Origin of the sequence: Streptomyces sp. ISL-66, assembly GCF_018614135.1 — a bacterium.
Lineage (GTDB): Bacteria > Actinomycetota > Actinomycetes > Streptomycetales > Streptomycetaceae > Streptomyces.
In genome coordinates, this window is sequence record NZ_JAGGOW010000013.1 from 14008 (window position 1) to 38089 (window position 24082).

Below are 24082 nucleotides of genomic sequence, written 5' to 3' on the forward strand. Positions count from 1 at the left end.
GGGGTTGCTCACAGCCTCGTCGGCGTTTGAGGCGCGGGTCCGGGCAGAGCCCGGTTTCGGGAAGGGGCGGGGCGGGGCGGGGGAAGGGGCGGGGGAAGGGGCGGGGCGGGGGAAGGCTCCGCGCAGCGGGCCCGCCACCCGGCCGCGGCCGACCAAGCCCGTACACGGACGGGCCCGGCCCGGTGGATCCGTTCATCCACCGGGCCGGGCCCGTTCGTTCGTGTTCGCGTTCGCGTTCGTGTTCGCGTCGCGTGACGCGGCTACGGGCGGCTCACCCGCGCCGGTTCAGTGGGCGACCGCGGTCTCCTGCGCAGCGGAGGCTTCCTTCTCCGTGCCGCCGGCGGCACCGCCCGGGGCCGCGCCCCGCAGCGGGACCTCCTTGACGAACCAGGCGGCCGCGAAGCCCAGTACCGCGATGCCCGCGCCGAGCAGGAACGCCGAGTGGGTGCCGGCGGCCACCGCGTGCTGGTAGGCCTCGCGGACGACGCCGGGCAGCTTGGCCAGGCTGGCCGCGTCCAGCTGGGCCGAGCCGGCCTTGACCGCCGCCTCGGGGCCGAGGCGCTCGGTCATGGTGTCGGTGACCTGGCTGGTGAAGAGCGAGCCCATGAGGGCCACGCCGAAGGAACCGCCGAGCGTACGGAAGAGGGTCGCAGAGGAGGACGCGACGCCCATGTCCTTCATCTCGACGCTGTTCTGCGCGACCAGCATCGTGATCTGCATCAGGAAGCCCAGACCGGCGCCGAGGACGGCCATGTACACGCCCGACATCAGGCGGCTGGTGCCGGTGTCCATCGTCGCGAGCAGGAAGAGCCCGAGGACCATGAGCCCGCCGCCGACGATCGGGAAGACCTTGTACTTGCCGGTGTTCGTGGTGACGCGGCCCGATATCAGCGAGACGACCATCATCGAGAGCAGCATCGGCAGGAGCAGCAGGCCGGAGTTGGTGGCCGAGGCGCCCTGGACCGACTGCTGGAACAGCGGCAGGTAGAGCACGCCGCCGAACATCGCGAAACCGACGAGGAAGCCGATGACGGCCATCAGGGTGAAGTTGCGGCTGCGGAAGATGTGCAGCGGCATGACCGGCTCGGCGGCCTTGGTCTCGACGTAGATGAATGCGGCGATGGAGACGATGCCGACGGCGATCAGGCCGATGACCTCGGCGGAGCTCCAGGCGTACTCCGTGCCGCCCCAAGTGGTGACCAGGACGGTGGAGGTGATCGCGATGGTCAGCAGCGCGGCGCCGAGGTAGTCGATCCTCGGGCGTTCCCCCTGCTCCTTCTTCTTGGGAAGGTGCAGCACCGCGGTCACCATGGCGAGGGCCACGGCACCGAGCGGGAGGTTGATGTAGAAGGACCAGCGCCAGCCCATGTGGTCGGTGATGGTGCCGCCGACCAGCGGTCCGCCGATCATGGCGAGGGCCATCACGCCGGCCATCATGCCCTGGTACTTGCCGCGCTCACGGGGCGGGATCAGGTCGCCGATGATCGCCATGACGCCGACCATCAGACCGCCGGCGCCGAGGCCCTGGACCGCGCGGAAGCCGATGAGCTGGCCCATGTCCTGGGCCATGCCGCTGAGCGCCGAACCGATCAGGAAGATGACGATCGAGGTGAGGAAGGAACCCTTCCGCCCGTACATGTCGCCGATCTTGCCCCAGATGGGGGTGGAGGCCGCGGTGGCCAGCGTGTAGGCGGTGACCACCCAGGAGAGGTGCTCCAGGCCGCCGAGCTCGCCGACGATGGTGGGCATCGCGGTACCGATGATCATGTTGTCGAGCATGGCCAGCAGCATCGCGATCATGAGGGCCATCAGGACGACCCGTACGCTGCGCGGCTTCACCTCCTCGGAGGTGTCCGCCTTTTTCGTCTTCTCCACCATGTTCCACTCCCCTGGCACACGTGCACCGGTCCTGGCACTTACTTGCCGCCCGGCTAGTTCACTACACTGGGGAAGGTAGACCCGTAACTAGCCGGGCGTCAAGTAAGTAGTTTGGGGAGCGTATGTCCAGCAGCAGTCCGCAGCAGCGCCGCGGCAACACGCGTCAGCGCATCCAGGACGTCGCGCTGGAGCTCTTCGCCGAGCAGGGGTACGAGAAGACGTCGCTGCGTGAGATCGCGGAGCGGCTGGACGTCACGAAGGCGGCGCTCTACTACCACTTCAAGACCAAGGAAGACATCATCATCAGCCTGTTCGAGGACCTGACGCGGCCCATCGACGAGCTGATCCGGTGGGCGGAGGAGCAGCCGCGCACGCTGGAGATGAAGCAGGAGGTCCTGCGCCGCTACAGCGAAGCGATGGCGGGCGGCGCCTCGCTGTACCGCTTCATGCAGGAGAACCAGGCGTCACTGCGGGAGCTGAGCATCGGCGAGACCGTGAAGAAGCGGCTCTTCGCCCTGGTGGAGCTCTTGCGGACGGGCCAGGAGGACGCCCCGCTGGCCGACCAGGTCCGCTGCGTGAGCGCCCTCTTCACCCTGCACGCGGGAATGATGTTCCTCCAGCACGTGGAGGGCGACCCCGAGGAGACCCGGCAGGCCGCCCTGGAGGTCGCCACGGACCTGATCACGCAGGCGCACCGACTGCACGCGTAGGGGGGCGGGCGACGGCAGGACGCGGGGGCCGCGGGGCGCGGGCACTGACGGCGCCCCCTCCCCCTCCCCCTCAGGCGGGGGTGTCGGCGGGGTGTTTCGGCGGGGGTGTTTTCGTTCGCATTCGCTGGCGTTCACTCGATCCAGCGAACCCCACCCCGCATCATCACTCTCCGTAATCATCTCCGCTACTTTTGGTGATGTGCGCTGCGGACGAGCCTCGGCGCCTGAGCCAAAGGGCACCGCCGTGATCCGTCTCTCGCTCGCCACCACCACCGCCGCTGCCGCGCTCTTCGCCACCGCGCTCGCGCCGCCCGCACCCGCGGCGACCCTCGATTACGTCGCCCTGGGTGACTCGTACAGCGCGGGCTCCTTCGTCCGCCCGTGGAACACCGACGGGTGCGGCCGCTCCCAGCACGACTACCCGCACCAGGCGGCGCGGCGGCTCAAGGTGAAGCTCACCGATGTCACGTGCTCCGCCGCCGAAGTCAGAGCCGGGCTGCTGGGGCCGCAGTCCGAGCTGAAGGGGCCGCCGTCCGTACCCCCCGCGGGTGGCTGGGCCTCCAAGCCGGCCCAGGCCGCAGCGGTTTCCGCGTCCACCGATCTGGTCACGGTCGGCATCGGCGGCAATTCCGTGGGCTTCGTCGACATCCTCGAGGCCTGCGCGAAGCGGGGCCTCGCCTCTTTCGGTACGGGATCCCCGTGCACGTCCCACTACACGCGCGGCGAGGGTGCCTCCCGGCTCGATGAGCGCTTCGCTTCCCTGGAGGCGGACTTGACGGCCCTACTGAAGGACCTCCACGCGCGCGCACCGCGCGCCAAGGTCGCGGTCGTCGGATATCCGGCAATCGTGGACGAGGCCGCGGGCTGCTCCTGGGGCTCCTGGCATCAGCTCGGCACCGTCACCAAGGGCGACATGCCCTGGCTCGACGCCACGGAGCGCCGGGTCAACACCCTCCTGAAGGACTCGGCCCGGCGGGGCGGCGCCGCGTTCGTGGACACATACGCCTCCAGCGCAGGCCACGGGGTATGCACCACGGGCGAGCGGCGCTGGATGTACGGGATCAAGGACAGCCTGACCGGGCCGGGCGAGCAGAGCGATCCACCCTCCGAGCTCTGCCGCTCCATCCCGGCCCAGGGCGAGGCGTGCACCGCCCTGTACCCGAACCTGCGCGGCGCCACCCACCAGGCGGACCTCGTCACGGCGGCGTTGACGGGTCTGGGGGCGAGCAGAAGGTGAGGAGGGGCCGTGCACATAGGGATTGGCGGCCGCTTCCCGCAAGGCTGCGTCGCCGGGCCGTTGGAGGTGATGAGTCGGCAGGCGAGGTTGCGCACCCGGCCCGGCAGCAGCCCCGTCCACGAAACGCGGACACGGCTCGCGCAGCGTGCTGGTGATCGTGTCCGCGTCCTCGTGTGCCCTCAGGCTCGAGGCCGGTCCGTGCGGGTGATCACGCCACTGAGGCTGGCGGAGAAGGGCTCCCGCCGGGTCCGGGGCAGCGGGACCTCGGCCAACTTGCCGTCATAGAGCATCCACAGCCCGAAGCAGTCGTCTTCCTCGTCGCGGATCATGACCTGCACCGACCACGGTTCGGGCCAGGGAAGCGATTCCAGGTGGGCCAGCAGCCCCGTCCAGTTGTGGCGGATGAATTGGATCACCCAGGCGTAGCACTCCTCGGACTTCCCGGGCGCTCCGGCGAACACATAGTCGTCGACCCGCGTGAAGCACTGGTGCCACTCCCGGTCCTCGTCGGGGCGGGTCAGCGGCTCCATCACCTCCTCTGCCCTCCGCGCCAACACGATGACCTCTGCATATCTGCTCATGCCACGAGTATGAAGAGACCCCCGGGCCTGCCCCCAGCCCCTCGGTTTTCGTGCGTCCAGGCCTGCCCCTGGGCCTGTCCTGTGCGCGGACCGGCACCCGGCTGCAGCAGGGCGCGGGCCGGAAGGCGCGACTAGCGGGATTCGCCGGTTTCCCGGGCCTCGCGCCACTGCGTGAGCTCGGCTTCGACGTCGAACTCGGTGAGGTTCAGCGGCGGGCCCGGTGGCGGCCTGCGCAGGGCCGCGCGGATCTTGGTGTTGACCTCGGTCAGGACGTCCCGGACCTGCCGTTCGGTGCGGGCCGCGCGGACCGCCTCCCGCGCGTCCTCGGCCTCCTTGCGGAGGGCGAGCGCCGGCGGGAGGACCGCGAAGCCCTCGCGGTGCAGCTTGCCCTTGATCCACCACAGCTCGTCGTACGGGGCGTCGAGGGAGGCCAACGGCTTGCCGAAGCCGGGCAGTTCCTCGAACTCGCCGCGCTCCTCGGCCTGTCTGATCTGCCGGTCCACAAAGGATTCGAAGCTGACGCCCGGCGGTTTACGCTCGGTCATGTTGCCTCCCAAGGGGTCCCCACCAGCATATCTCCGCTGCCTGCGAACGCAGTTGCTCGCCGTAGGCGGCCTAGAGGCGGCGGTCCGCCTCCGCGATCGGGATGTCGTTGATGCTGGCCTCGCGGCGGCGCATCAGGCCGGCGGCGTCGAACTCCCACTGCTCGTTGCCGTGGCTGCGCCACCACTGGCCGGCCGCGTCGTGCCACTCGTACTCGAAGCGCACCGAGATGCGGTTGTCGGTGTAGGCCCACAGCTCCTTGCGCAGCCGGTACTCCAGCTCGCGCTCCCACTTGTCGGCGAGGAAGGCCCGGATCTCGGCGCGGCCGGTGAGGAAGCGGTCGCGGTTCCGCCAGGCGGAGTCCTCGGTGTAGGCGAGGGCGACGCGTTCCGGGTCGCGGCTGTTCCAGGCGTCCTCCGCGGCCTGGACCTTGGCGCGGGCGGACTCCTCGGTGAAGGGCGGCAGCGGCGGCCGCACGGCGACGGGGCCAGCGGGGACAACGGGCACGGCGGGAACGGCGGGGACGGCGGTCACGGCGTTGGTCATGGGGCGCCTCTCGACACGGACGGGAGAACGGTCGTTCTCACCTTAGAGAACGACCGTTCTCCCCGCAAGGGAATCTGCTCTACCCTGGGCTCATGCCCGCCGCCCCGATGAACGACGAAGAGGCCCGCACCCGCCTGCTGGACGCCGCGGAGGCGCTCTTCTACTCCGAGGGCATCCAGGCCGTCGGCATGGACCGCCTCCGCACGGAGTCGGGCGTCCCGCTCAAGCGGCTCTACCGCCTCTACCCTGCCAAGGAATCCCTGGTCACGGCCTATCTGGAGCGGCGCGACCGCCGCTGGATCGCCGGCCTGCGTGAGGCGGTCACGGGCGGCGCCGACCCGGTCGGGGCGGCCTTCGACTGGCTCGGCCGCTGGTTCTCGGAGCCGGGCTTCCGCGGCTGCGCGTTCCTGAACGCGTACGGGGAGCTGGGCGCGGGTCCCGCCGGCGTACTGGAGGTCGTCCGCCGTCACAAGGCCGAGCTACGGACGCTGCTCGCCGAGATCGCCGGACCCGGCCGGGAGGACCTGGCGGAGCAACTGCTGCTGTTGGTCGAGGGCGCGACGGTGGTGGCCGCGCTGGAGCCCGGCCCGGGGGCGGCGGCGCGGGCGCGCGAGGCGGCGTACGCCCTCGTCCGCGCGCAGGACGACCGGAACGGAATTCACCCGGCTACCGAGTGACCGGTAACGCGTCGTAACCGGGCGGGTCTCATCATCAGCTTTTAACTGACCCCGGGCCTCCTGTCCACCGGTGGACCGCATTCGGCGGTCACGCGCCGGTTCCACCGTCTTCACTCGCGGAGGAAACACCCTTGTCTGCTTCCCGCTGCACGTCGGCCGCCCTGGTTGTCGCGGCCGTCACCGCGACCTGCCTGCTCCCGGTCGCACCCGCCTTCGCCGACGACTCGCCGCACATCCGGTTCTCGCAGCCGTACGTCCCCTCGATCGCCGCCGGCAAGACCGGTCGCGTGGTGGTCGTCGCGGCCGTCGGTTCCGAAGCGGTGTCCGGCAGCAGCTTCCGCATCACGGCGCCGGAACGGACGACTTTCCCCGAGGCCCGGTTCTACTGGAACGGCGAGCGCGCGGGCGCACCCTGCACGCGCTCCGCGGACGCACGCCGGCTGACTTGCGACGCCGGGACCCGCGCGGGCTTCTCCTTCCCGGCCCGGAGCGACACCCGGCTGGGCGTACTCGTACGGGTGGACGCGAACGCGCCGGAGGGCACGACGCTCGACGGCGGCGAGTGGTCGGCCGGGGCAGGCTCGTCGACCCCGTACGCGGTCTCCACCCCGGTGACGGGCCCGAAGGGCGACCCGGGCGACGACGGACACGACGGACACGACGGCAAGCCGGGTCACGAGGGCAAGCCCGGCCACCACGGCAAGCCGGGCCGCCCCGGGCCCAAGGGTGACCAGGGCGAGAAGGGCGACCGGGGCGACAGGGGGGACCGCGGCGAGAAGGGGGATCGTGGCGAGAAGGGCGACCGGGGCGAGAAGGGCGACCGCGGACCGAAGGGCAACATCGGGCCCAAGGGGCCGAAGGGGCCGAAGGGGTCGAAGGGCGACACGGGGCCCGCCGGGCCGAGGGGCGAGCAGGGACCGTCCGGAGGCCCCCAGGGCCCGAAGGGTGACACGGGGCCCGCGGGCCCGAGGGGCGAGCAGGGGCCGTCCGGAGGTCCCCAGGGCCCGAAGGGCGACACCGGCCCGGCCGGACCGAAGGGCGACACGGGCCCGGCGGGTGGGCCCAAGGGCGATAAGGGAGACAAGGGCGACCGCGGCGACCGCGGCAACACCGGCCAGACCGGGCCCGCGGGATCGCGCGGACCGGCGGGCCCGAAGGGTGACCGCGGCCCCAAGGGTGAGAAGGGCGACCAGGGCAAGCCCGGAAAGTGCAAGTGCGGCAAGGACCACGGCAAGGGCGGCCACGACAAGGACCACGGCAAGGGTCACGACAAGGACCAGAAGCCGAAGGCCCGCATCGTCAGCGACAAGCTGCACATCCGCACCGGCCCCGGCACCCAGTACAAGAAGACCGGCGTGTTCAAGTACGGCGCCGAGGTCCAGGTGCAGTGCAAGACCAACGGCACGGACGTCGAGGGCAACTCCCTCTGGTACAAGCTCGCCGACGGCCGCGGCTGGATCGCCGCCCGCTACGCCGCGAACCTGAACCGCATCCCCACCTGCTGACCCACCCCAACCGGGCCTGATCCCATCCGATCCTGCCCGCCCCAACCACCTTCGGTGCGCACCGGGGCCCCCGAGCCCCGCGCGCACCGAAGGTGTTTTTTTCGCGCCCGGACGGCCCGCCCTTCCCCCGCCCGCCCCGCACTCTCAGGAGCCGAGGTACCCGACGGCCCCGGCCACCGGCAGGCTCGCCCAGGCCCGCGTCCCGCACTCCGGCTCGCGGGACTCCCCGAACCCCACGCCCGCCCGCAGTCCCGCACCACGGCGGACATCACCCGCGGGCCGCGTGACCGTCGTGGAGGGTGAGACGGAGAGCCCGTTCGCGGGGGCCGGAGGGAGAGGTACGGGCTCCGACCAGCGGGGATCCAAGTACCAGGAGGCGGCTCAGAGTTCCCCGACAACCTGCACGGCGGCGGGCGGGGACGACCCGGTCGAGCCGGTGAGCGTGCGGCACGGCCCGTACGGTGCTGCGCGCGATCTGCGTTCCGTACGGCTCCCCGGGCACGGTCGGTCAGGCTGTACGCCGGCCCGTAGGGAGACGGCGGCTCCCCCATTCCGAAGTGATGGAGGAGCTCGCACTGCCGCCGGAAGCCTCCCGGGACTTCATCCGGGTGTCTCCACCCCGGCCGGTCGGCCGGGGCGGAATACATGCGTCGCGGTCCTACTTGTCGCTGCCGCGCGGGAAGGTGATCTCGACTCGGCGGTTCTTCTTGCGGCCTTCCTCGGTGCCGTTGTCGGCGATCGGGTAGTCCTCGCTGTAGCCGCGCACGTCGAAGACGACGCTGGGGTTGGTCACGGTCTTCGCCAACTCCGCGTGTACGGCGTCGGCACGCTGCTTGGAGAGTTCCTGGCCGTGCTCGTAGCTGCCCTGGTCGTCCGTGAAGCCGAAGACGCGCACGCGCGTGGCCTTCTGCGTGTTGATCTCTTGCGCGATGGCTTGTATCCGCGCGGCGGCCTGGGCGTTGAAGACCGCACTGTTCTCCGGGAACATCACCTCGGACTGCAGCGCCATCATGACCGTCTGATTGGTCTCCTGCCGCCGCTGCTCACCCCCGAGGTCTTCGACGACCTCGGCGATGTCCAGCACCTTGATCGGCGCGAGGGTCCCGCCCTGGGGGATCTTCAACCCGGGCGCGTTGGCGTCGATGGGCACGGGAGCGGCGGCGGACGGCTCCGTACCGGGGGGTGTCGTGGGGTTGTCGTCGGCGTAGGCACCGGTCGCGCCAATGAAATGGGCGCCGGCTATGACAAGCCCGGCGACTGCCGCGGCGGCGGTGGTGCGGTGGCGTTGTGTCATGGCCTCACCCTGAGATCTTGATGGTGCCCGTGGCGAAGGTTGGGATCGTAAAGTCCACCTCGGTGGTGGTGGCTGGAGGCATGGGGAACTGTGCGAAGAACGGAACGGTCTGCCCCGCATTGATGTTTGAAATGCCCGTAGTGCACAGGCATCGACCATCAGTATCTCGGAGCACGTAGTACCGCTTCTTGCCGGCCTTGTCCACGAGACTGGCACCCGCCACAGACTCACCACTTGAGGTGAGCTCGTTTCCCCGCCATGCCGTGGTGTGCGTGAAGTCATCTGCAGACGTGTTCTTGATTTGCCCACTCACGGTGATGAAGCCACCCTGGTCGCGATTGGCTGCATTCACAGTCAGTACGATCCCGCTCTCACCGTTCAGCGTGGCGAGCACCTGCGTCGGCACGCTGCTCGGCGCAGGAGTCTTGGAACTGCCCTCCTGAGGCTGCGATGCCGACGACTCCTTAGGCTCGTTCGGCTTCTCGTCATCACCGCCGCCACAGCCGGCCAAGGTGAGGGCCAAGACCGCCGCAACCGCTACGGCCGCTCCCCCGCGGACCTTCACTTTGTGCCGAGCATTCATGTACGCCGCTTCCTTGTCTCTCAGGGCCTTCAGCTAGCCAATCGCACGCTGAAAAGGGTTCTCGCCAGCTTCGACAACGGACCCGGATTCAGCGGGTCCAGCTCGATGGATGCCCGACCATCACACGTAATGTTCACCGGACCGGGCTTCGGTACCCCCGTGTCGGCGGGAGCCGGCGTCGTCGTCGGTGCAGGTTCCGACCCCAGTGAACACAGCGGTTTGATCACGGCTGTCGCGACAGCCTCGCCGTGCATCGCCCCAGTGCCCGGCACAACGGACTGCCCAATGGTTCGGATGGTTTTGACCGAGACCGTGAACCTCGGAAGCACCGCTTCACACTGGACCGTTGTCGCATTGTTCCGCTCGGCGAAACTCTCCGCCTCCGCACAGGCGGACTTCACGTCGAAGCCCTTGCCGTTGAGGATCTCTTCCCAGTCAGCCGGCTTGAGATCGGCCAGATTGAGGCCTACAAAGGCGTCGTCTCGAGCTTCCCGAGCCGCCGCCAACGCTGCGGCGTCAGCAGCACCTTGCGCCTCACTCCGAGTGTCTCCTGCCATCCCCACGACGAAGAAGGCGAGCGCAGCGAAGAGCAGCCCCGCCACCGCCACAACGTAGATGGGGAAGGCCTGCCCGCGGTCGTCCAGCCGCCCGTCCTTGATCACTTGCCTGCTTTGATCAGCCCGATCTGGTCCTTGATCTTGTTGGTGATCGTCGTACCGATGCCCGTGCCGACGATCGCCCCGATGATGACCACGACCACCAGGATGATCCCCAAGTATTCGAACGCGGTCTGGCCCCGGTCGCGGTCCGCGTACCGCTTGCGCATCCGTGTCACCGTCGTGTCCGTCCATCCGCTCAGGCGGATCTTGGCCTCGACGGATGCTTTCAGGAGTGGGCTGTGTGACATGAGGGTTCCCTCCCGGGCCGGTGCCACTGTTGGTTTGCGGACGGTACGCCGAGTCACCAGTCGTTACCAAGGGTCCCGGGGCCCAATTACGGACCCACTGCGCACTCCGTCTACCCATGGCCGCTCACCCCGGGACGGGCCGTTCCCAGCCAGCGCGCTATCGCCTCGCTACGGGTGGCGCTCTGCAGTTTGGCGAAAATCCGGTTGATGTGGTTCTTGACCGTCTTCTCGCTGATGAAGCAGGTGGCCGCGATCTGTTGGTTGTTCATCCCTGACGCGATGAGCTCCATGACCTCCACCTCCCGCGAACTCAGTCCGAAGACAACAGAGTTGTGCAGACGCTCAGAAGACTGTGTCACAGTTCGTTGCGGCTGCGAAGAGGACCGGAGTTCCTCGAGCAACGCGCTCGCAGCGGACGGCGTGAAATGGGGGCGGCCGTCGCGGACGTCGCGGACCGCGCGGATCAGGTCATCGGCGGTGAACTCGCCGTGGACCAGGTAGCCGCCCGCTCCCAGGAGCAGTGCCTCGCGGACGACTTCCGACTCCCGGCTGTACGTCAGCATCAGCACCGGCGCCAGCCGCACCAGGTGCGGGAGCGCCGAGATCCCGTCCACACCCGGCATCCGGACGTCCAGCAGGACGACCTCCGGAGCGTGCAGCCGGGTCAGCCGCAAGGCTTCGCGGCCGTCCGCGGCTTCGGCCACCACCGCGAACCCCTCGGTCGCCGTCAGCAGAGCGGTCAGGCCGGCCCGGACCACCGGGTTGTCGTCGGCGATCAGTACGCGCAGCGGCGACGGCATCACGCGCCCGCCTCCAACGCCGCGAGGGGCAGGTCCAGGCGGACCTGGGATCCCGAGCCCTTCGGGCCCGGCCCGACGATCAGACGGGCACCGATCTCGGCGGCGCGTTCCGCCATGCCCAGCAGGCCGAAGTGTCCTTGGCGTGAGAGCGCGGGAAGATCGGCTCCGTCCGGCAGACCGCAGCCGTCGTCCTCGATGGTCAGAGTGAGGTCGGTCGTGTCTGCCGTCAGGGTGACCGTGACGCGTGAGGCCCGGGCATGCCGGCGGGCGTTCTCCAGTGCCTCCGAGGTCACGGCCAGGAGATGGCGGGCCACCGTGGCCGGTACCACCGGCAGCCCAACCACTGTACGGAGCTCCGCACCTGTGGTGAGGTCGCGGAGTTCGGAGAGCAGCGAGACGCCCGGCGCGTCCGGGGCCTGCCTCAGATCCGTCAGCAGGCAACGGGACTCCGCCGCCGCGTGGCGGGCCGCGACGGACAGCAGTTCCGCCTGACGGCGGATATCCGTCGGATCCGTCGTCCGGGCCAGGGCATCCGCCGTCAGGGCCAGGCCGTGCAGGGTCTTCGCTACCGAGTCGTGCATCTCCCGGGCCAGACGGTTCCGTTCGGCCCGGACCGCTTCCGCGACCGCGAGGCGGGAGCGGGTCTCCGCCAGGGCTCGGCTCGCCTCACCGAAGCGGAGGAGGAGATCGCGCAAGCACGACCCCGCGCCGCCGGCGAGCAGGCACAGCACGGGCAGGACCAGGGTGTCCGCCAGAACCGCGACCGCGATCGCCTGCACGGCCGCGTAGACCGCCGAACCGCGCCACCCGTGGACCAGTCCGGCCAGCAGGGGGGTGCAGACGGAAACGAGGCCGAGCGGGGACCCGGGGGGCGCCGTGACCAGGAGTAGGACGCTGAGTCCCATGTCGAGGGCCAGGAGCCGGCGGTGCCGCAGGAGCAGCGGGCCGAAGCGCTCCCAGTCGCGGAACAGGACGTAGGACAGCAGGAAGGTGAGCAGGATCGCGCCGCCCACGAGGTACGTGGGTCCCCCGCGCGCGGTCCGCGCCAGCGCCCACGGGGCTCCCAGGCCGATCAGCACCATCCGGAACGCGAAGACGTGGCGGCACAGGGTCTGGAGGGCGTTCACGTGGAGGGGCGGGGAAGGTGCCGGTGCGCGATGCGCCGGCAGCGGGACGTCCAGTACCGCCATGGCGCTCACCCGTCCCCGAACAATGCGCCGAAGTCGACGTTCGCCCCGTAGACGAATCCGCACACCAGCAGGATCAGCGTCCCCGGCAGCATGAACGTCGTGACGGCGAACGTGGCCTTCGGGACGGCTCGTGCCGCCCGGCGGCGGGCGCTCTGGGCATCCGTACGCCGCATGTCCTCGGCGATGGCGATCAGGGTCTCCACGATCGGGGAGCCCAGTTCCTCACCCTGCTGGAGGGCGGTGACGAACTGTGCCACCTGCTCGGAGTCGTTGCGGCGCCGCAGTTCGTCGAAGGCCTGGCGGCGGCTGACGCCCATGTCCATCTGTTGCAGCGTGATGCGGATCTCGTCGGCCCACGGGCCCTCGTACTTGTCGGCCACCCGGCCCAGGGCCTGGCGGAAGCCGAGGCCCGCGCTGACGACCACCGCGAGGACGTCCAGGAAGTCGGGCAGGGTCCGCTCGATGTGGTCCCGGCGTATGCGGACCGCCGACCACAGGCCGACCTCGATCCAGAACAGTCCGAAGGCGACCATCAGGAGGGCGAGGATCAGCCGGCCGTTGAGGAGCATGGCGAAGGCGCCGAGGGCGCCGAGGAATCCGTACACGGCCCGGCGTGCCGCGTACCGGTCGATCGTGAGGCCCGCCGGGTTGCCCGCCGAGTCGATCTGGCGGCGTTTGTTCGCCACCCGGGTGGGTCCCATCAGCCGCAGGACCAGCGGCGCGTAGCGGATGCCGAGCCGGTCGACGGCCGAGCCGACGGCCGTCGTGCGGGTGGCACCGACCTCCAGGGCCAGGGCCAGGTCGGTGGGGAGTTTGGCGTCCGCGCGGTAGAGCCGGACTCCGTGGAAGATCCCGAACACGCAGACGCCCATCAGGACGGCCAGGAGCAGAGCGATCACGGCAGCCTCCTCACACGTCGATCTTCGACATACGGCGGATGAGGATGAAACCCAGTGCGAAGAGGCCGAGCGACACCAGCACCGCCACCTGACCGATCCAGGCACCCGTCATCCGGTCCAGCGCGCCCGGCATCATCGCGTTGACCAGGAGCAGCGAGCCGAAGCCGATCGAGGGCACCAGGTACGCCGTCACCGTCACCTGTGACAGCTGCGTCCGGATCTCCCGCCTCGTCTCCTTCCGCTGTTCCAGCGTCACCGTCAGGTTGCGCAGGCTGCCCACGATCGCGCCGCCCGCGCGGGCCGACAGGACGAGGGTCGAGACCAGGACGACCAGTTCGCGCGACGGGAGGCGCTGCGTCAGCTCGCTCAGGGATTCCTCGATGGAGTGGCCGATGGCGAGGCGGTCGGCGACGCGGGTGAGTTCCTCACCGGCCGGGGCTTCGAGTTCCTCCGCCGCGATGCCGATGGCCGTGCGCAGGGCCAGGCCGGCCTGCGTGGCGTTGGCCAGGATGCGGGCGAGCTCGGGGAGTTGGTTGATGAAGCGTTCGGTGCGGCGCGTGCGCTGCCAGTTGAGGAAGGCGTTGGCCGCCCACAGGCCGATGGCGGCGGTGATGGGGCCGAAGAACGGGGCCAGGAGGGAGGCCGCTGTCAGCCAGACGGCCGCGACCGAGGCGAGCATGGAGACGAAGAACTCGCCGGGGGTGGTGTCCAGACCGGTGGTCGCGAGCTTGAGTTCGAGGCGGCGGCCGAACGCCGTGCGCCGCAGGCGGCGGTCCAGGGAGCGGAAGCGGCGTACGCGGCCGCTCGGATCGGGGGCTCCGCTCGCCGAGAGGCGGTCGATCAGGGCGGCCCGCTGCGCGCGGCCCTTGGCGTAGGCGTGGACGCCCCAGACCACGAAGACGCAGGCCAGCAGGGTGGCGACGAGGGTGAGGGCGACGTATGGGTTCACAGGGCTGTCCCGCTGATCGTGCGCGTGGTGAGTTCGTCGTCCGCCGGCGCCACGCCGAAGGCCTGGGGGATCGGCTGGCTGTGCATGTAGAGGCGGTCCGCGATGCGGCGCGGGAGGGGGTAGTACGCGAAGTAGCCCTGGACGCGGCTGTCCGCGCCCATGGGCTGCGGGACGAAGCGGCAGATGGTGGTGGTCCGGAACGGTTCGCGGCCGTGGGATTCGAGGATGGAGATCTCCGTGATGCGGCGTGAGCCGTCACCGAAGCGGGTGAGCTGGACGATGACGTTCACGGCACTGTTGATCTGGTCCTGGAGCGCCTCGAAGGGGATCTCCACCTCCGACATGGAGGCGAGCGTCTGGAGGCGGGTCAGGGCGTCCGCCGAGCTGTTGGCGTGGACGGTGGCCAGGGATCCGTCGTGGCCGGTGGACATGGCCTGGAGCATGTCGAGCGTCTCGCCGCCGCGGACCTCGCCGACGATGATGCGGTCGGGCCTCATGCGCAGGGAGTTGCGTACGAGGTCGCGAATGGTGATCTGGCCCTTGCCCTCCACGTTCGCCGGGCGGGATTCGAGGCGGATGACGTGGGCCTGCTGGAGCTGGAGTTCGGCCGAGTCCTCGATGGTGATGATGCGCTCGCCCTCCGGGATCAGACCGGAGAGGGCGTTCAGGAGGGTGGTCTTGCCGGTGCCCGTGGCGCCGGAGACGATCACGTTCATCTTGGCCGCCACCAGCCCGGAGAGGAGCAGGAGCATCTGCTCGTCCAGGGACCCGAGGGCGATCATCTCGTGCAGGGTGAAGGCCCGGGGGAAGCGGCGGATCGTGAGGGTCGCGCCGGTCAGGGACAACGGCGGAATGATGACGTTGACGCGCTCACCGCTGGGCAGGCGGGCGTCGACCATCGGATTGGCCTCGTCCACCCGTCGGTTGACGGTCGAGACGATGCGCTCGATGGTCTGCATGAGCTGCTCGTGCGAGGCGAAGCGGAGCGGGAGCTGCTCCACTCGGCCGGCCCGTTCCACGAAGATCTGGTCGGGTCCGTTGACCATGATCTCGGAGATCGTGGGGTCTTCGAGGAGCGGTTCGAGCACGCCGAGGCCGAGCGCCTCGTCCACGACGCGGCGGATGAGCTGGGCGCGGGCCTCCGTGGAAAGGACCGGGCCCTCGCGGCTGATGATGTGGCCCAGCACGCGCTCCAGCCGCGCCCTGCGCTCGGCGGGCGCCAGCGCGGACATCTCCGCGAGGTCGATCTCCTCCAGCAGCTTGGCTCGGTAGGAGGAGACCAGCCGGCCGTCCTCACGCGGGCTGTGGCGGTCGTCGGGGGTGTTGACCCGGGAACGCAGGCTCACTGTCAGGGTCCCTTCGGGTCGTCGTTGGGCATGGTCACCGTGCTCGTCGCGCTGTGCGCTCCGAGTCCGGGGACGATGGGGTTGGCGGTGAGGGTGACGGTGACCTTGATGGCGTCCGTCGAACGGGACCAGTCGAAGGTGGCGGTCCCGGCGAGGCCGCCGCTGATGGCCGCCCGTCCGGCCGCCTCTCCGCCGCTGCCATTACGGGCTTCCACGCGCGCGGCGGTACGGGCGGCCGTGCCCGCCTGCTGTTCCGCGTACGCGATCCAGCCCAGCTGGATGCCGCAGAGCGCGACGAACAGCAGGATGGGCACGAAGCCGATGTACTCGATGGCCACCTGTCCGCGCTCCCGATCACAGCGCCCCGTCCGGATCCGGCTCACGGCCGCTCCCTCTCCATCGCCGCTCCGCCCTTGCCCTCGATCGAGCCGAAGCCGAGCCCGGGGTACAGGACGGGGATCCGCAGGGTGACCTTGGCCGTGTACACGTCCCCCGACCCCGCGCACTCCACGGACATGCCCCAGGCGCTCCCGACGTATTTGCCCGCCGCCGTCCGGCATTCGGCGGCCCCCGTGACCGCGCCCGCCCGCGCCGCCTCGTCCGCCGCGTTCCCGGCGAGGGAGAAGGCGTAGCCGATCAGCACGCACTCCCACACCGCCGCCACGAGCAGCAGGATCAGCGGCACCGTGCCGACGAACTCGATCGCCACCTGGCCGCGGTCCCGGCCCGGGTCCCGGCCCGTGGCCCGGCCGATCGCCCGGTCCCGGCCGTGACGCCGAAGGCCCCGGCCCCCTACGGGTCTGCGCGCGGGCACCGCTCAGCCCTCCCGGCCGCGCCGCAGCCACGGTCCGAGCGAGCCCCGGTCGCCGCCGCGGAGCCGGGCCACCGGCCCGGAGGCCCGTACGGCCAGTGCGGCGCCCGGCTGCCCGGCGGGGGCGGCGGGTTCGGCGTCCTGGGGGGCCAGCAGGCCCAGTTCCCCGGCGACGGCCCACAGCGCCTGCTTCACCGTCGACCGGTTGTCCAGGTCCTGGACCCGTCCCGCGTCCACGACCGCCTGGAGTTCCTTGAAGGCGGCCGGCACGGGGGTCCGTACGGACCGGGTCTTCGTGATCTTCTCGATCAGGGAGGGCTGGATCTCGGTGTGCTTGGTCCAGCGGTTGACGACGATCGAGGTGTCCTCGGCCTTCCTGACCTGGAGCCGCTCCCACATCCGGACCATCCGCTTCGCCGCCCGCACGGCGACCACGTCCGGGGTGGTGACCAGCACCGCCACGTCCGCCGTCTCCACGGCGGCCGCGTTGGCGGCGGTGACCTGGGTCCCGCAGTCGATGACGACGAGCTCGTAGCGGGCGCGCAGCGCGCCGAGGATGTGCCGGGCGGCCCGGTCGTCGACCTCTTCGCCGCGTTCGCCGTCGGCCGGGGCGAGGAGCAGTGCCAGGCCCGTGCGGTCGTCGTAGACCGCGTCCTGCAGGACGCGCGGGGAGATGTCCTGGATCCCGGCGAGGTCGGCGATGGAGCGCCGGAACTGCACGTCGAGGTACGAGCCGACGTCGCCGGCCTGGAGGTCCAGGTCGACCAGGGCCGTGCGCCGGCCGGCGGCCGTGGCGGCCAGGGCGAACTGCACGGCCGTGAAGGTGGCGCCGACCCCGCCCTTGGCCCCGGTGACCGTGACGACCCGACCGCCCGGACCGGCGGCGACGTCAGGGCCCCGGCCCAGGTGACGGCGTACGCCCACGGACCACTGGGCGGCGGCCTGGACGCGGGCGGCGAGTTCCTCGTAGGTGAGGGGCAGGCCGATCAGGCCGCGCGCGCCGGAGTCCATGGCGGCGGAGAAGAGCGCGGGGCCGGCGTCCGAGGTGAGCAGCACGACGCCGACCGCGGGGAAGCGCAGGGCGACCTCGCGGATGAGCTCCAGGGCGGGGAGCGGGCCGATCCGCTCGTGTACGAGCACCACTTCGGGCAGTTCGTCGATCGACTCGGTGGCGAGGCGGCCCAGCATGTCGAGGAGGAAGGTGGAGTCGGGGACGGGGGCGGCCGGTTCGGCGCCCGGGAGCTGGCTGAGGAGGGTGGCGATGACGCGGGCGGCTTCCGGGTCGCCTACCGCGGGGAGGATCCGGGTGGTCATCGGCGCCTCACCTGTCCCCTTCGAGGGTGTAGAAGTGGTCGCTCGGGTTGGGAGCCGAGTCGGTGCCGGGGGCCACCAAGGCCAGGCGCACGTGCTCCGCGAAGGACTCCGCGTACGCGACGCGCTGGGTGTCCTTGGTGCTGAGGGCGAAGGTGATCGGGACCGCCTCGGCGGGACCCTTCTTGTCGCTGTCCTTGTCCAGGGCGGTGAGCCTGCCGACGTTGATGACACGCGCGTTGGCCACCATGACCACGGACACGTCGGAGTCGGTCGGTTTCTTGCCCTTGAACGTGCCCAGGATGTTGACCTTGGCACCGGGGGTGATCTTGCCCGCCACCCCGGTCGACGCGTCGATCATGATGGCGATCTCCTGCTCACCGGGCTGGAGTTTCGGCCGGTCGACGAACATGTCGCTCTGGAGCAGCGAGCCCTTCTTCAGGCCGGTGAGCGCGATCTTGTCCTTGAGCTGGCCGAGATCGGTGACGGCGGTGTCGGACAGCCAGCGCTTGGGGACCGTGACCTCCTCGAACTGGCCGGCGGCCAGCGGGCTGTACGGGGCTATGTCACCCTTCACCCGGTACGCGACCACCTCCATCCCGACCTTGGAGTTGACGTCGCCGATCACCACGAGGACACCGCCGAATGCGGCGAGGGCGCACAGGACCGACAGGAGCAGCAGGATGACGCCGCGCCGCTGGCGTGAGTTCATGGCCGTACTACCTCGCCGTTCTTCGTTCGTTCGAGCCGGTCATCATCGGAGTCTGGACCTGGAGCGGGGAATCGAGCCGGAACCCGCGGATCCCGGGGATGGCGCCGGCGTCGGCGTCGGTGCCGGTGCGACGAGCGGCGCCGCGCAGAACGCGCAGCGGTCCCCGATGAGTTCGAAGCCGCACCAGCGGCACTCCTCGCGGCGGACCGAGGCGACGAGCTGGTAGAGGACCGACAGGTCCGGGATGCCCGCGGCGAACTCGACCAGCTTCGGCGTGGCCCACCAGGCGGCCGAATCGGCCGGAAGGGGGTTCTCCATGACGCCCTGCACCTGCCAGGCGGGGGCCAGTTCGCAGACCACCCAGTCGGAGGCGAGCTGGCCGCGGGCGAAGGTGAGGTGCGTGGCGAACTCCGGGCCCGCGGGCAGCGACCCGGCGCCGCCGGGCGCCGCGCCGCCAGGCGCCCCGCCACCGCGCGCCCCGCCGCCGTGCGCGCCCCCGCCGCGCGAGCCGCGCGATCCGGACCCCGATCCCGTCCCCGATCCCGTCCCCGACCCCGGCCCGAGCTTGACCAGGTGCGGCACCGGGTTCGCCAGCACCGCGAACTGCGCGTTCGGCGCCCAGGACTTGGCGTGCGACTTCAGCCCGACCGGCACCCGGTCCAGCTTGGCCACCGAGCCGAGCAGCGCGCCCGCGTAGATGTAGTGGGAGAGCAGCCGCGCGGCGGAGGCGAGGACCCCGGGGCTGAAGTCGCAGACGCTGAGCTGGCGCAGCTGACGCACCAGCAGGGCGGTGGCCAGCGGCGGGAGATCGATGTCGAGGAGGGCGATCCGGTCGGTCTCCAGGATGGCCCGTACGGTGTGCAGCCGACGGGCCGCCGCGGCCGGGAGCCAGGGCGGTACGAGGACGACGAGGTGGCCGTGGAGCTCCAGCAGGGCGGCCGTGTGGGCGAGCGCGCCCTCCAGGTCGAGCTGGCCGGGCGGCGGCAGCACGGCGGCCGGCGGAGTGTGCCGGTCCGGGGCCGGCAGCACCAGATCGGCGCTGGTGACAGCAATGGCGGTCGGCACGCGCATCCCCCCGTTCACCCCGTACCCGGCGGACGTTCACCCCGCCCCGAAACCGCCCCGGATCCCGCCCCGGAGCCGGAGCCGCACGCCCGCACACGGCCCGCGCACCGGCTGCGCGACCGCAAATGATCAGCCCTCCGCCCCCTTGCCCCAGCACCATATCCGCGTCCTCCCTGGCAGGGCAGGGCCTTGCCCATTCCCGTGCCACGAGCACATGTCACAGGTGGCGGGAAACCCGGACAACAGGGATCGCGAGCCGAGCGGCAAGCCGATCGGTTCAAGCCATATTGCAAACGCCCTTGACAGGTTGATTGGACTAGACCAACTTGGCCGCAGGGCACCCCACTTGCCCCCGACGCGTCCCTCACATCCCCTCTCCCCCCACCCGGAGCCCACGTGAACCGCATCCGCTCCCTCGCCGTCCCGCTGGCCGTCACCCTGGCCGCCGGCGGCCTCACCGCCCTCGCCACCGGCACCGCCCAGGCCGCCGACGTCAACGTCGTCCGCAACGCGGGCTTCGAGTCCGGCCTCGCCAACTGGACGTGCACCTCCGGCAGCGGCGTCATGGTCTCCTCCCCCGTCTACGCGGGGACCGCCGCCCTGAAGGCCACCCCGGCGGGCCAGGACAACGCCAAGTGCAGCCAGACCGTCACGGTCAAGCCGAATTCGACGTACACGCTCAGCGAGCAGGTCAACGGCTCGTACGTGTACCTCGGCGCGACCGGGACCGGTACCCAGGACGTCTCCACCTGGACGCCCGGCACCGGCGGCGGCTTCCAGAAGCTGTCCACCACCTTCACCACCGGCCCGAGCACCACCCAGGTCACCGTCTACACCCACGGCTGGTACGGCCAGCCGGGCTTCGTCGTCGACGAGTTCAGCGTCTTCGGCCCCGACGGAGGCGGCGGCACCGACCCGGCGCCGACCGTTCCGGGCGCCCCGTCCGGCACCGCCGTTTCCGGCCAGAGCGCGAGCGGTCTCACCCTTTCGTGGAACGCGGTCAGCGGGGCCGCCGGCTACCACGTCTACCAGGACGGCGTCCGCGTCAGGACGGTGACGGGCGCCTCCGCCCAGATCACCGGGCTCGCCGCCGCCACCTCGTACGCCTTCCAGGTGAGCGCGTACAACGCGGCGGGCGAGGGCGCGAAGGGCGCGTCCGTCACCGGGACGACCACGAGCGGCGGCGGCAACCCGAATCCGGCGGTGCCCAAGCACGCGCTGACCGGCTACTGGCAGAACTTCAACAACGGCGCGACCGTCCAGAAGATCTCCGACGTCTCCGCGCAGTACGACATCATCGCCGTCTCCTTCGCCGACGCCACGACCACGCCCGGCGCCATCTCCTTCACCCTCGACTCGGCCGGCCTCGGCGGCTACACCGTCGCCCAGTTCAAGGCCGACATCGCGGCGAAGAAGGCGGCCGGCAAGTCCGTCATCCTCTCCATCGGCGGCGAGAAGGGCACCATCTCGGTCAACGACTCGGCGTCCGCGAACAACCTCGCGAACTCCGCGTACGCGCTGATGCAGGACTACGGCTTCAGCGGCATCGACATCGACCTGGAGAACGGCCTCAACCCGACCTACATGACGCAGGCGCTGCGCTCGCTCGCGTCCAAGGCGGGCTCCTCCTTCGTCCTCACCATGGCCCCGCAGACCATCGACATGCAGTCGACCCAGGGCGGCTACTTCAAGACGGCCCTCGCCGTGAAGGACATCCTGACCGTCGTCAACATGCAGTACTACAACAGCGGCTCGATGAACGGCTGCGACGGCAACGTCTACTCCCAGGGCTCGGTGGACTTCCTCACCGCACTGGCCTGCATCCAGTTGGAGGGCGGGCTCGACCCCTCGCAGGTGGGCATCGGAGTCCCGGCCTCCCCGAGCGGCGCGGGCAGCGGCTACGTCTCGCCGACCATCGTGAACAACGCGCTGGACTGCCTGACCAAGGGCACGAGCTGCGGGAACTTCAAGCCCTCGAAGACGTACCCCTCGCTGCGCGGCGCGATGACCTGGTCGACGAACTGGGACGCCAAGGCGGGTAGCGCTTGGTCCAACGCGGTGGGTCCGAAGGTCCACGCCCTGCCGTAGCCGGTAGGTGTGTGGGGGCGGATACCGGACGGGATCCCGGCGGCCGATTGGCTGGATCGCGATTCTTGACCCGGACATGCCACGAGAGCACGCTGTGCGCATCCGCACGGCTACCCCCACACTCCCACCCAGGAGAACGCATGCGGCTCCAACACCGCCGGAGGGCCGCCGTCACGGCGGCCCTCCTCGCTCTCGCGCTCGGCGCACCCGCCTACGGCATGAGCGCGACGGCATCACCACCGCCCAGCCCGTCCACCGCCACCCAGGACGAGGCGATCGTCCAGTACGAGATCCAGGGCCCGGCCACGGCGGCCGAGCGCACCGCCCTGCTCCGCACCGGCGCCTCGATCGACGAGGTGGACGCCCGGTCGGTGGTCGTCAGCGCCGACACCATGCAGGCCGGCAGCCTGCGCGCGCTCGGCTACAAGCTGACCGCCCTGCCCGGCCCGCCGGACCGGTCCGACGGACGCGGGGTCATCGCCGGGGTGAACGACTTCCCGTCGAAGGACTCGAATTACCACAACTACAGCGAGGCGATCGCGGAGATCAACCAGCGCGTCGCCCAGTACCCATCGATCATGAGCAAGCAGGTCATCGGGAAGTCGTACCAGGGCAGGGACATCGTCGCCATCAAGATCAGCGACAACGTCGCGACCGACGAGGCCGAGCCCGAGGTGCTCTTCACCCACCACCAGCACGCCCGCGAGCACCTGACCGTCGAGATGGCCCTCTACCTGCTCAAGGAGTGGGGCTCGAAGTACGGGACGGACCCGCGCATCACCAACATGGTCAACGGCCGGGAGCTCTGGATCATCCCGGATCTCAATCCGGACGGCGGCGAGTACGACATCGCGACCGGCTCGTACCGCTCCTGGCGCAAGAACCGGCAGCCGAACACCGGCTCCTCCTACGTCGGCACGGACGAGAACCGCAACTGGAACTACAAGTGGGGCTGCTGCGGCGGCTCCAGCAGCAGCAAGAGCTCGGAGACGTACCGCGGCGCGGCCGGCGAGTCGGCGCCCGAGGTGAAGGTGGTCGCGGACTTCGTCCGCGGCCGCGTGGTCGGCGGCAAGCAGCAGATCAAGGCCGCCATCGACTTCCACACGTACAGCGAACTGGTGCTGTGGCCCTTCGGGTGGACGTACAACGACACGGCGCCCGGACTGACCGCGGACGACCTGGCCGTGTACAAGAAGATCGGCACCAGCATGGCGGCCAGCAACGGCTACACGCCGGAGCAGTCGAGCGACCTGTACATCACGGACGGGACGATCGACGACTGGCTGTGGGGCGACCAGAAGATCTTCGCCTACACCTTCGAGATGTACCCGACGGACTCGGGCAGCAGCGGCTTCTACCCGCCGGACGAGGTCATCGACCGCGAGACGGCGCGGAACAAGGACGCGGTGCTGCAACTGCTGGAGAACGCGGACTGCATGTACCGCTCGATCGGCAAGGAAGCGCAGTACTGCGCGTAGCGGCCGTCACGTGAACCGGGGCGCCCCACCGCCAGGGGGGCGCCCCTTCGTGACCGTTTCCGGTCACGGCGCTACTTCTTCTTCGCGTCCTCGGCATTGCGCCAGATCGTGAGGTCGACCTTGATGTACGTGCTCGACTCCTTGTCACCGGACTTGCCGCGGTAGGTCGCCACCGCGATGTGGCCGGCGTTGCTCAGCACGCAGATCTGCGATCCGTCCGTGAGCTGGTCGAGGTCCATCTTCTCGGTGAAGCGGGTCACCGCGCGGCAGGTCTCCAGCGACCCCTTCTCCGAGTTCTTCAGCAGGACCAGCTTGCCGTTCGCGGTGCCGAGCCTCTCGTCCCCGAACAGGGTGTCCCGGTAGTAGTAGAGGTCCGCGTGTCCGTACGACACGCCCGCGCCGGTCGGCTCCTCGGCCGGGCGCGGCGGGTTGTCGGCCAGCTTCAGCTCGTGGTTCTGCGGCACGTCGATGCCCTCGTACGAGACCGGCTGCGGATCGGCCGGCTTCTGGCTGGCGCCCGCCGAAGCACTGCTGCCCGCCGTACCGCCGCCGGACCCCTTGGAGCCGCCGGTCTTGCCCTTGTCGTCCGGCAGCAGGGACCCGATCACCGCGAGCCCGATGACGGCGGCCACGACGGACCCGACGACGATCAGCCCCGTCCGCTTGCGGCGGGGCTGCGGCGGCGGCGCGAATCCCTGGGTGTGGAAGGGCGGCGGCGTGCTGTAGCCCGGGGTGTACGTGGGCTGCGTGTACTGGGGCTGCTGGTACGAGGGCTGCACCGGCGAAGGCTGCTGGTACGGCGGCTGTCCGTGCGGAGGCTGCGCGTGCGAGGGCCGCGCGTACGGCGGCGGCGTCCGGTAGCCGGGCGGAACCGTTCCCGGAGCGGGCTGCGCCGGAGCGGCCTGCGTCGGCGCGGCGGCCACCCCGGTCGGCGTGTACGGGGACGCGGCGGCGGGCGTCGACGGCGTGCCC

The 24082-nt window shown here is 70.5% G+C and carries 24 protein-coding genes and 1 pseudogene; 6 read left to right on the top strand and 19 right to left on the bottom strand.

The window, feature by feature from the left end:
• Positions 1-285: 285 nt before the first annotated feature.
• Positions 286-1878 carry an MDR family MFS transporter gene (locus J7E97_RS03250; RefSeq protein WP_215022009.1) on the bottom strand — a complete coding sequence of 531 codons (1593 nt, stop codon included), beginning with the start codon at positions 1876-1878 and terminating at the stop codon, positions 286-288.
• A 122-nt stretch (positions 1879-2000) separates the two neighbouring features.
• On the opposite strand from J7E97_RS03250, the gene J7E97_RS03255 reads away from it, so the two are divergent.
• Both J7E97_RS03255 and J7E97_RS03260 read left to right on the top strand, forming a co-directional pair.
• Positions 2001-2588 (top strand): TetR/AcrR family transcriptional regulator, encoded by a 588-nt coding sequence (locus tag J7E97_RS03255; protein WP_215022011.1) that lies wholly within the window; start codon positions 2001-2003, stop codon positions 2586-2588.
• 244 nt (positions 2589-2832) lie between these two features.
• A complete protein-coding gene (locus J7E97_RS03260; protein WP_308346285.1) occupies positions 2833-3825 on the top strand; it encodes an SGNH/GDSL hydrolase family protein in 993 nt (330 codons plus the stop codon).
• Between the two features lie 179 nt (positions 3826-4004).
• On the opposite strand, the gene J7E97_RS03265 is transcribed toward J7E97_RS03260, so the two are convergent.
• The 3 genes from J7E97_RS03265 to J7E97_RS03275 all read right to left on the bottom strand — a co-directional run bounded on the left by J7E97_RS03265 (position 4005) and on the right by J7E97_RS03275 (position 5495).
• A complete protein-coding gene (locus tag J7E97_RS03265) occupies positions 4005-4406 on the bottom strand; it encodes a hypothetical protein (RefSeq protein ID WP_215022015.1) in 402 nt (133 codons plus the stop codon).
• A 131-nt stretch (positions 4407-4537) separates the two neighbouring features.
• Positions 4538-4951: a DUF1992 domain-containing protein gene (locus J7E97_RS03270; RefSeq protein WP_215022016.1), complete on the bottom strand. Its 414-nt coding sequence runs from the start codon at positions 4949-4951 to the stop codon at positions 4538-4540.
• Positions 4952-5021: 70 nt separating this feature from the next.
• A complete protein-coding gene (locus J7E97_RS03275; RefSeq protein ID WP_215022018.1) occupies positions 5022-5495 on the bottom strand; it encodes a nuclear transport factor 2 family protein in 474 nt (157 codons plus the stop codon).
• A 92-nt stretch (positions 5496-5587) separates the two neighbouring features.
• Between J7E97_RS03275 and J7E97_RS03280 the strand changes: the two genes are divergently transcribed.
• Both J7E97_RS03280 and J7E97_RS03285 read left to right on the top strand, forming a co-directional pair.
• Positions 5588-6172 carry a TetR/AcrR family transcriptional regulator gene (locus J7E97_RS03280; protein WP_374224105.1) on the top strand — a complete coding sequence of 195 codons (585 nt, stop codon included), beginning with the start codon at positions 5588-5590 and terminating at the stop codon, positions 6170-6172.
• Positions 6173-6303: 131 nt separating this feature from the next.
• Entirely contained in the window at positions 6304-7677 is a 1374-nt protein-coding gene (locus J7E97_RS03285) for an SH3 domain-containing protein (RefSeq protein ID WP_215022020.1), read from the top strand.
• 658 nt (positions 7678-8335) lie between these two features.
• On the opposite strand, the gene J7E97_RS03290 is transcribed toward J7E97_RS03285, so the two are convergent.
• The 14 genes from J7E97_RS03290 to J7E97_RS03350 form a co-directional block, all read right to left on the bottom strand.
• Positions 8336-8971, bottom strand: coding sequence for an OmpA family protein (locus tag J7E97_RS03290; protein WP_215022022.1), 636 nt, complete (start codon positions 8969-8971; stop codon positions 8336-8338).
• A 4-nt stretch (positions 8972-8975) separates the two neighbouring features.
• Positions 8976-9554, bottom strand: coding sequence for a hypothetical protein (locus J7E97_RS03295; protein WP_215022024.1), 579 nt, complete (start codon positions 9552-9554; stop codon positions 8976-8978).
• 29 nt (positions 9555-9583) lie between these two features.
• On the bottom strand, positions 9584-10216 hold the full coding sequence (locus J7E97_RS03300; RefSeq protein WP_308346290.1) for a pilus assembly protein TadG-related protein: 633 nt from the start codon (positions 10214-10216) through the stop codon (positions 9584-9586).
• The gene (locus tag J7E97_RS03305) at positions 10213-10461 is read right to left on the bottom strand and encodes a hypothetical protein (RefSeq protein WP_215022026.1); all 249 of its coding nucleotides are present in this window, start codon (positions 10459-10461) and stop codon (positions 10213-10215) included. Before J7E97_RS03305 ends, J7E97_RS03300 begins: the two co-directional genes overlap by 4 nt.
• A 110-nt stretch (positions 10462-10571) precedes the next feature.
• The gene (locus J7E97_RS03310; protein WP_215022028.1) at positions 10572-11261 is read right to left on the bottom strand and encodes a response regulator transcription factor; all 690 of its coding nucleotides are present in this window, start codon (positions 11259-11261) and stop codon (positions 10572-10574) included.
• Positions 11261-12451 (bottom strand): sensor histidine kinase, encoded by a 1191-nt coding sequence (locus J7E97_RS03315; protein ID WP_215022030.1) that lies wholly within the window; start codon positions 12449-12451, stop codon positions 11261-11263. The genes J7E97_RS03310 and J7E97_RS03315 overlap by 1 nt, the downstream gene beginning before the upstream one ends.
• Positions 12452-12456: 5 nt before the next feature.
• Positions 12457-13347 (bottom strand): DUF5936 domain-containing protein, encoded by an 891-nt coding sequence (locus J7E97_RS03320; RefSeq protein ID WP_215022050.1) that lies wholly within the window; start codon positions 13345-13347, stop codon positions 12457-12459.
• Between the two features lie 13 nt (positions 13348-13360).
• A complete protein-coding gene (locus J7E97_RS03325; RefSeq protein WP_215022031.1) occupies positions 13361-14299 on the bottom strand; it encodes a type II secretion system F family protein in 939 nt (312 codons plus the stop codon).
• Entirely contained in the window at positions 14296-15645 is a 1350-nt protein-coding gene (locus tag J7E97_RS03330) for a CpaF family protein (RefSeq protein ID WP_215022032.1), read from the bottom strand. The genes J7E97_RS03325 and J7E97_RS03330 overlap by 4 nt, the downstream gene beginning before the upstream one ends.
• 2 nt (positions 15646-15647) lie before the next feature.
• Positions 15648-16028 carry a TadE/TadG family type IV pilus assembly protein gene (locus J7E97_RS36535; protein ID WP_308346292.1) on the bottom strand — a complete coding sequence of 127 codons (381 nt, stop codon included), beginning with the start codon at positions 16026-16028 and terminating at the stop codon, positions 15648-15650.
• On the bottom strand, positions 16025-16354 hold the full coding sequence (locus tag J7E97_RS36760) for a TadE/TadG family type IV pilus assembly protein (RefSeq protein ID WP_308346294.1): 330 nt from the start codon (positions 16352-16354) through the stop codon (positions 16025-16027). The genes J7E97_RS36535 and J7E97_RS36760 overlap by 4 nt, the downstream gene beginning before the upstream one ends.
• 108 nt (positions 16355-16462) lie before the next feature.
• On the bottom strand, positions 16463-17770 hold the full coding sequence (locus tag J7E97_RS03340) for an AAA family ATPase (protein WP_215022036.1): 1308 nt from the start codon (positions 17768-17770) through the stop codon (positions 16463-16465).
• A gap of 7 nt (positions 17771-17777) precedes the next feature.
• Positions 17778-18479: a Flp pilus assembly protein CpaB gene (gene cpaB, locus J7E97_RS03345; RefSeq protein WP_215022038.1), complete on the bottom strand. Its 702-nt coding sequence runs from the start codon at positions 18477-18479 to the stop codon at positions 17778-17780.
• 42 nt (positions 18480-18521) lie between these two features.
• Positions 18522-19544, bottom strand: a complete 1023-nt coding sequence (locus J7E97_RS03350; RefSeq protein WP_308346295.1) for a hypothetical protein — start codon at positions 19542-19544, stop codon at positions 18522-18524.
• A 396-nt stretch (positions 19545-19940) separates the two neighbouring features.
• Here J7E97_RS03350 and J7E97_RS03355 point away from each other — a divergent pair, with 396 nt between their 5' ends.
• The gene (locus J7E97_RS03355) at positions 19941-21632 is read left to right on the top strand and encodes a glycoside hydrolase family 18 protein (RefSeq protein ID WP_215022040.1); all 1692 of its coding nucleotides are present in this window, start codon (positions 19941-19943) and stop codon (positions 21630-21632) included.
• Positions 21633-21772: 140 nt separating this feature from the next.
• Positions 21773-23110 (top strand): M14 family metallopeptidase, encoded by a 1338-nt coding sequence (locus J7E97_RS03360; RefSeq protein ID WP_215022042.1) that lies wholly within the window; start codon positions 21773-21775, stop codon positions 23108-23110.
• A 71-nt stretch (positions 23111-23181) separates the two neighbouring features.
• On the opposite strand, the pseudogene J7E97_RS03365 reads toward J7E97_RS03360, so the two are convergent.
• Positions 23182-24082 (bottom strand): annotated as a pseudogene (locus J7E97_RS03365) (serine/threonine protein kinase); the annotation flags it as partial.

Coding starts and splice junctions, on each gene's coding strand:
- J7E97_RS03250 (WP_215022009.1), bottom strand. CDS start 1,878: ATGGTGGAGAAGACGAAAAAGGCGGACACCTCCGAGGAGGTGAAGCCG.
- J7E97_RS03255 (WP_215022011.1), top strand. CDS start 2,001: ATGTCCAGCAGCAGTCCGCAGCAGCGCCGCGGCAACACGCGTCAGCGC.
- J7E97_RS03265 (WP_215022015.1), bottom strand. CDS start 4,406: ATGAGCAGATATGCAGAGGTCATCGTGTTGGCGCGGAGGGCAGAGGAG.
- J7E97_RS03270 (WP_215022016.1), bottom strand. CDS start 4,951: ATGACCGAGCGTAAACCGCCGGGCGTCAGCTTCGAATCCTTTGTGGAC.
- J7E97_RS03275 (WP_215022018.1), bottom strand. CDS start 5,495: ATGACCAACGCCGTGACCGCCGTCCCCGCCGTTCCCGCCGTGCCCGTT.
- J7E97_RS03280 (WP_374224105.1), top strand. CDS start 5,588: ATGCCCGCCGCCCCGATGAACGACGAAGAGGCCCGCACCCGCCTGCTG.
- J7E97_RS03290 (WP_215022022.1), bottom strand. CDS start 8,971: ATGACACAACGCCACCGCACCACCGCCGCCGCGGCAGTCGCCGGGCTT.
- J7E97_RS03295 (WP_215022024.1), bottom strand. CDS start 9,554: ATGAATGCTCGGCACAAAGTGAAGGTCCGCGGGGGAGCGGCCGTAGCG.
- J7E97_RS03305 (WP_215022026.1), bottom strand. CDS start 10,461: ATGTCACACAGCCCACTCCTGAAAGCATCCGTCGAGGCCAAGATCCGC.
- J7E97_RS03310 (WP_215022028.1), bottom strand. CDS start 11,261: ATGCCGTCGCCGCTGCGCGTACTGATCGCCGACGACAACCCGGTGGTC.
- J7E97_RS03315 (WP_215022030.1), bottom strand. CDS start 12,451: ATGGCGGTACTGGACGTCCCGCTGCCGGCGCATCGCGCACCGGCACCT.
- J7E97_RS03340 (WP_215022036.1), bottom strand. CDS start 17,770: ATGACCACCCGGATCCTCCCCGCGGTAGGCGACCCGGAAGCCGCCCGC.
- cpaB (WP_215022038.1), bottom strand. CDS start 18,479: ATGAACTCACGCCAGCGGCGCGGCGTCATCCTGCTGCTCCTGTCGGTC.
- J7E97_RS03360 (WP_215022042.1), top strand. CDS start 21,773: ATGCGGCTCCAACACCGCCGGAGGGCCGCCGTCACGGCGGCCCTCCTC.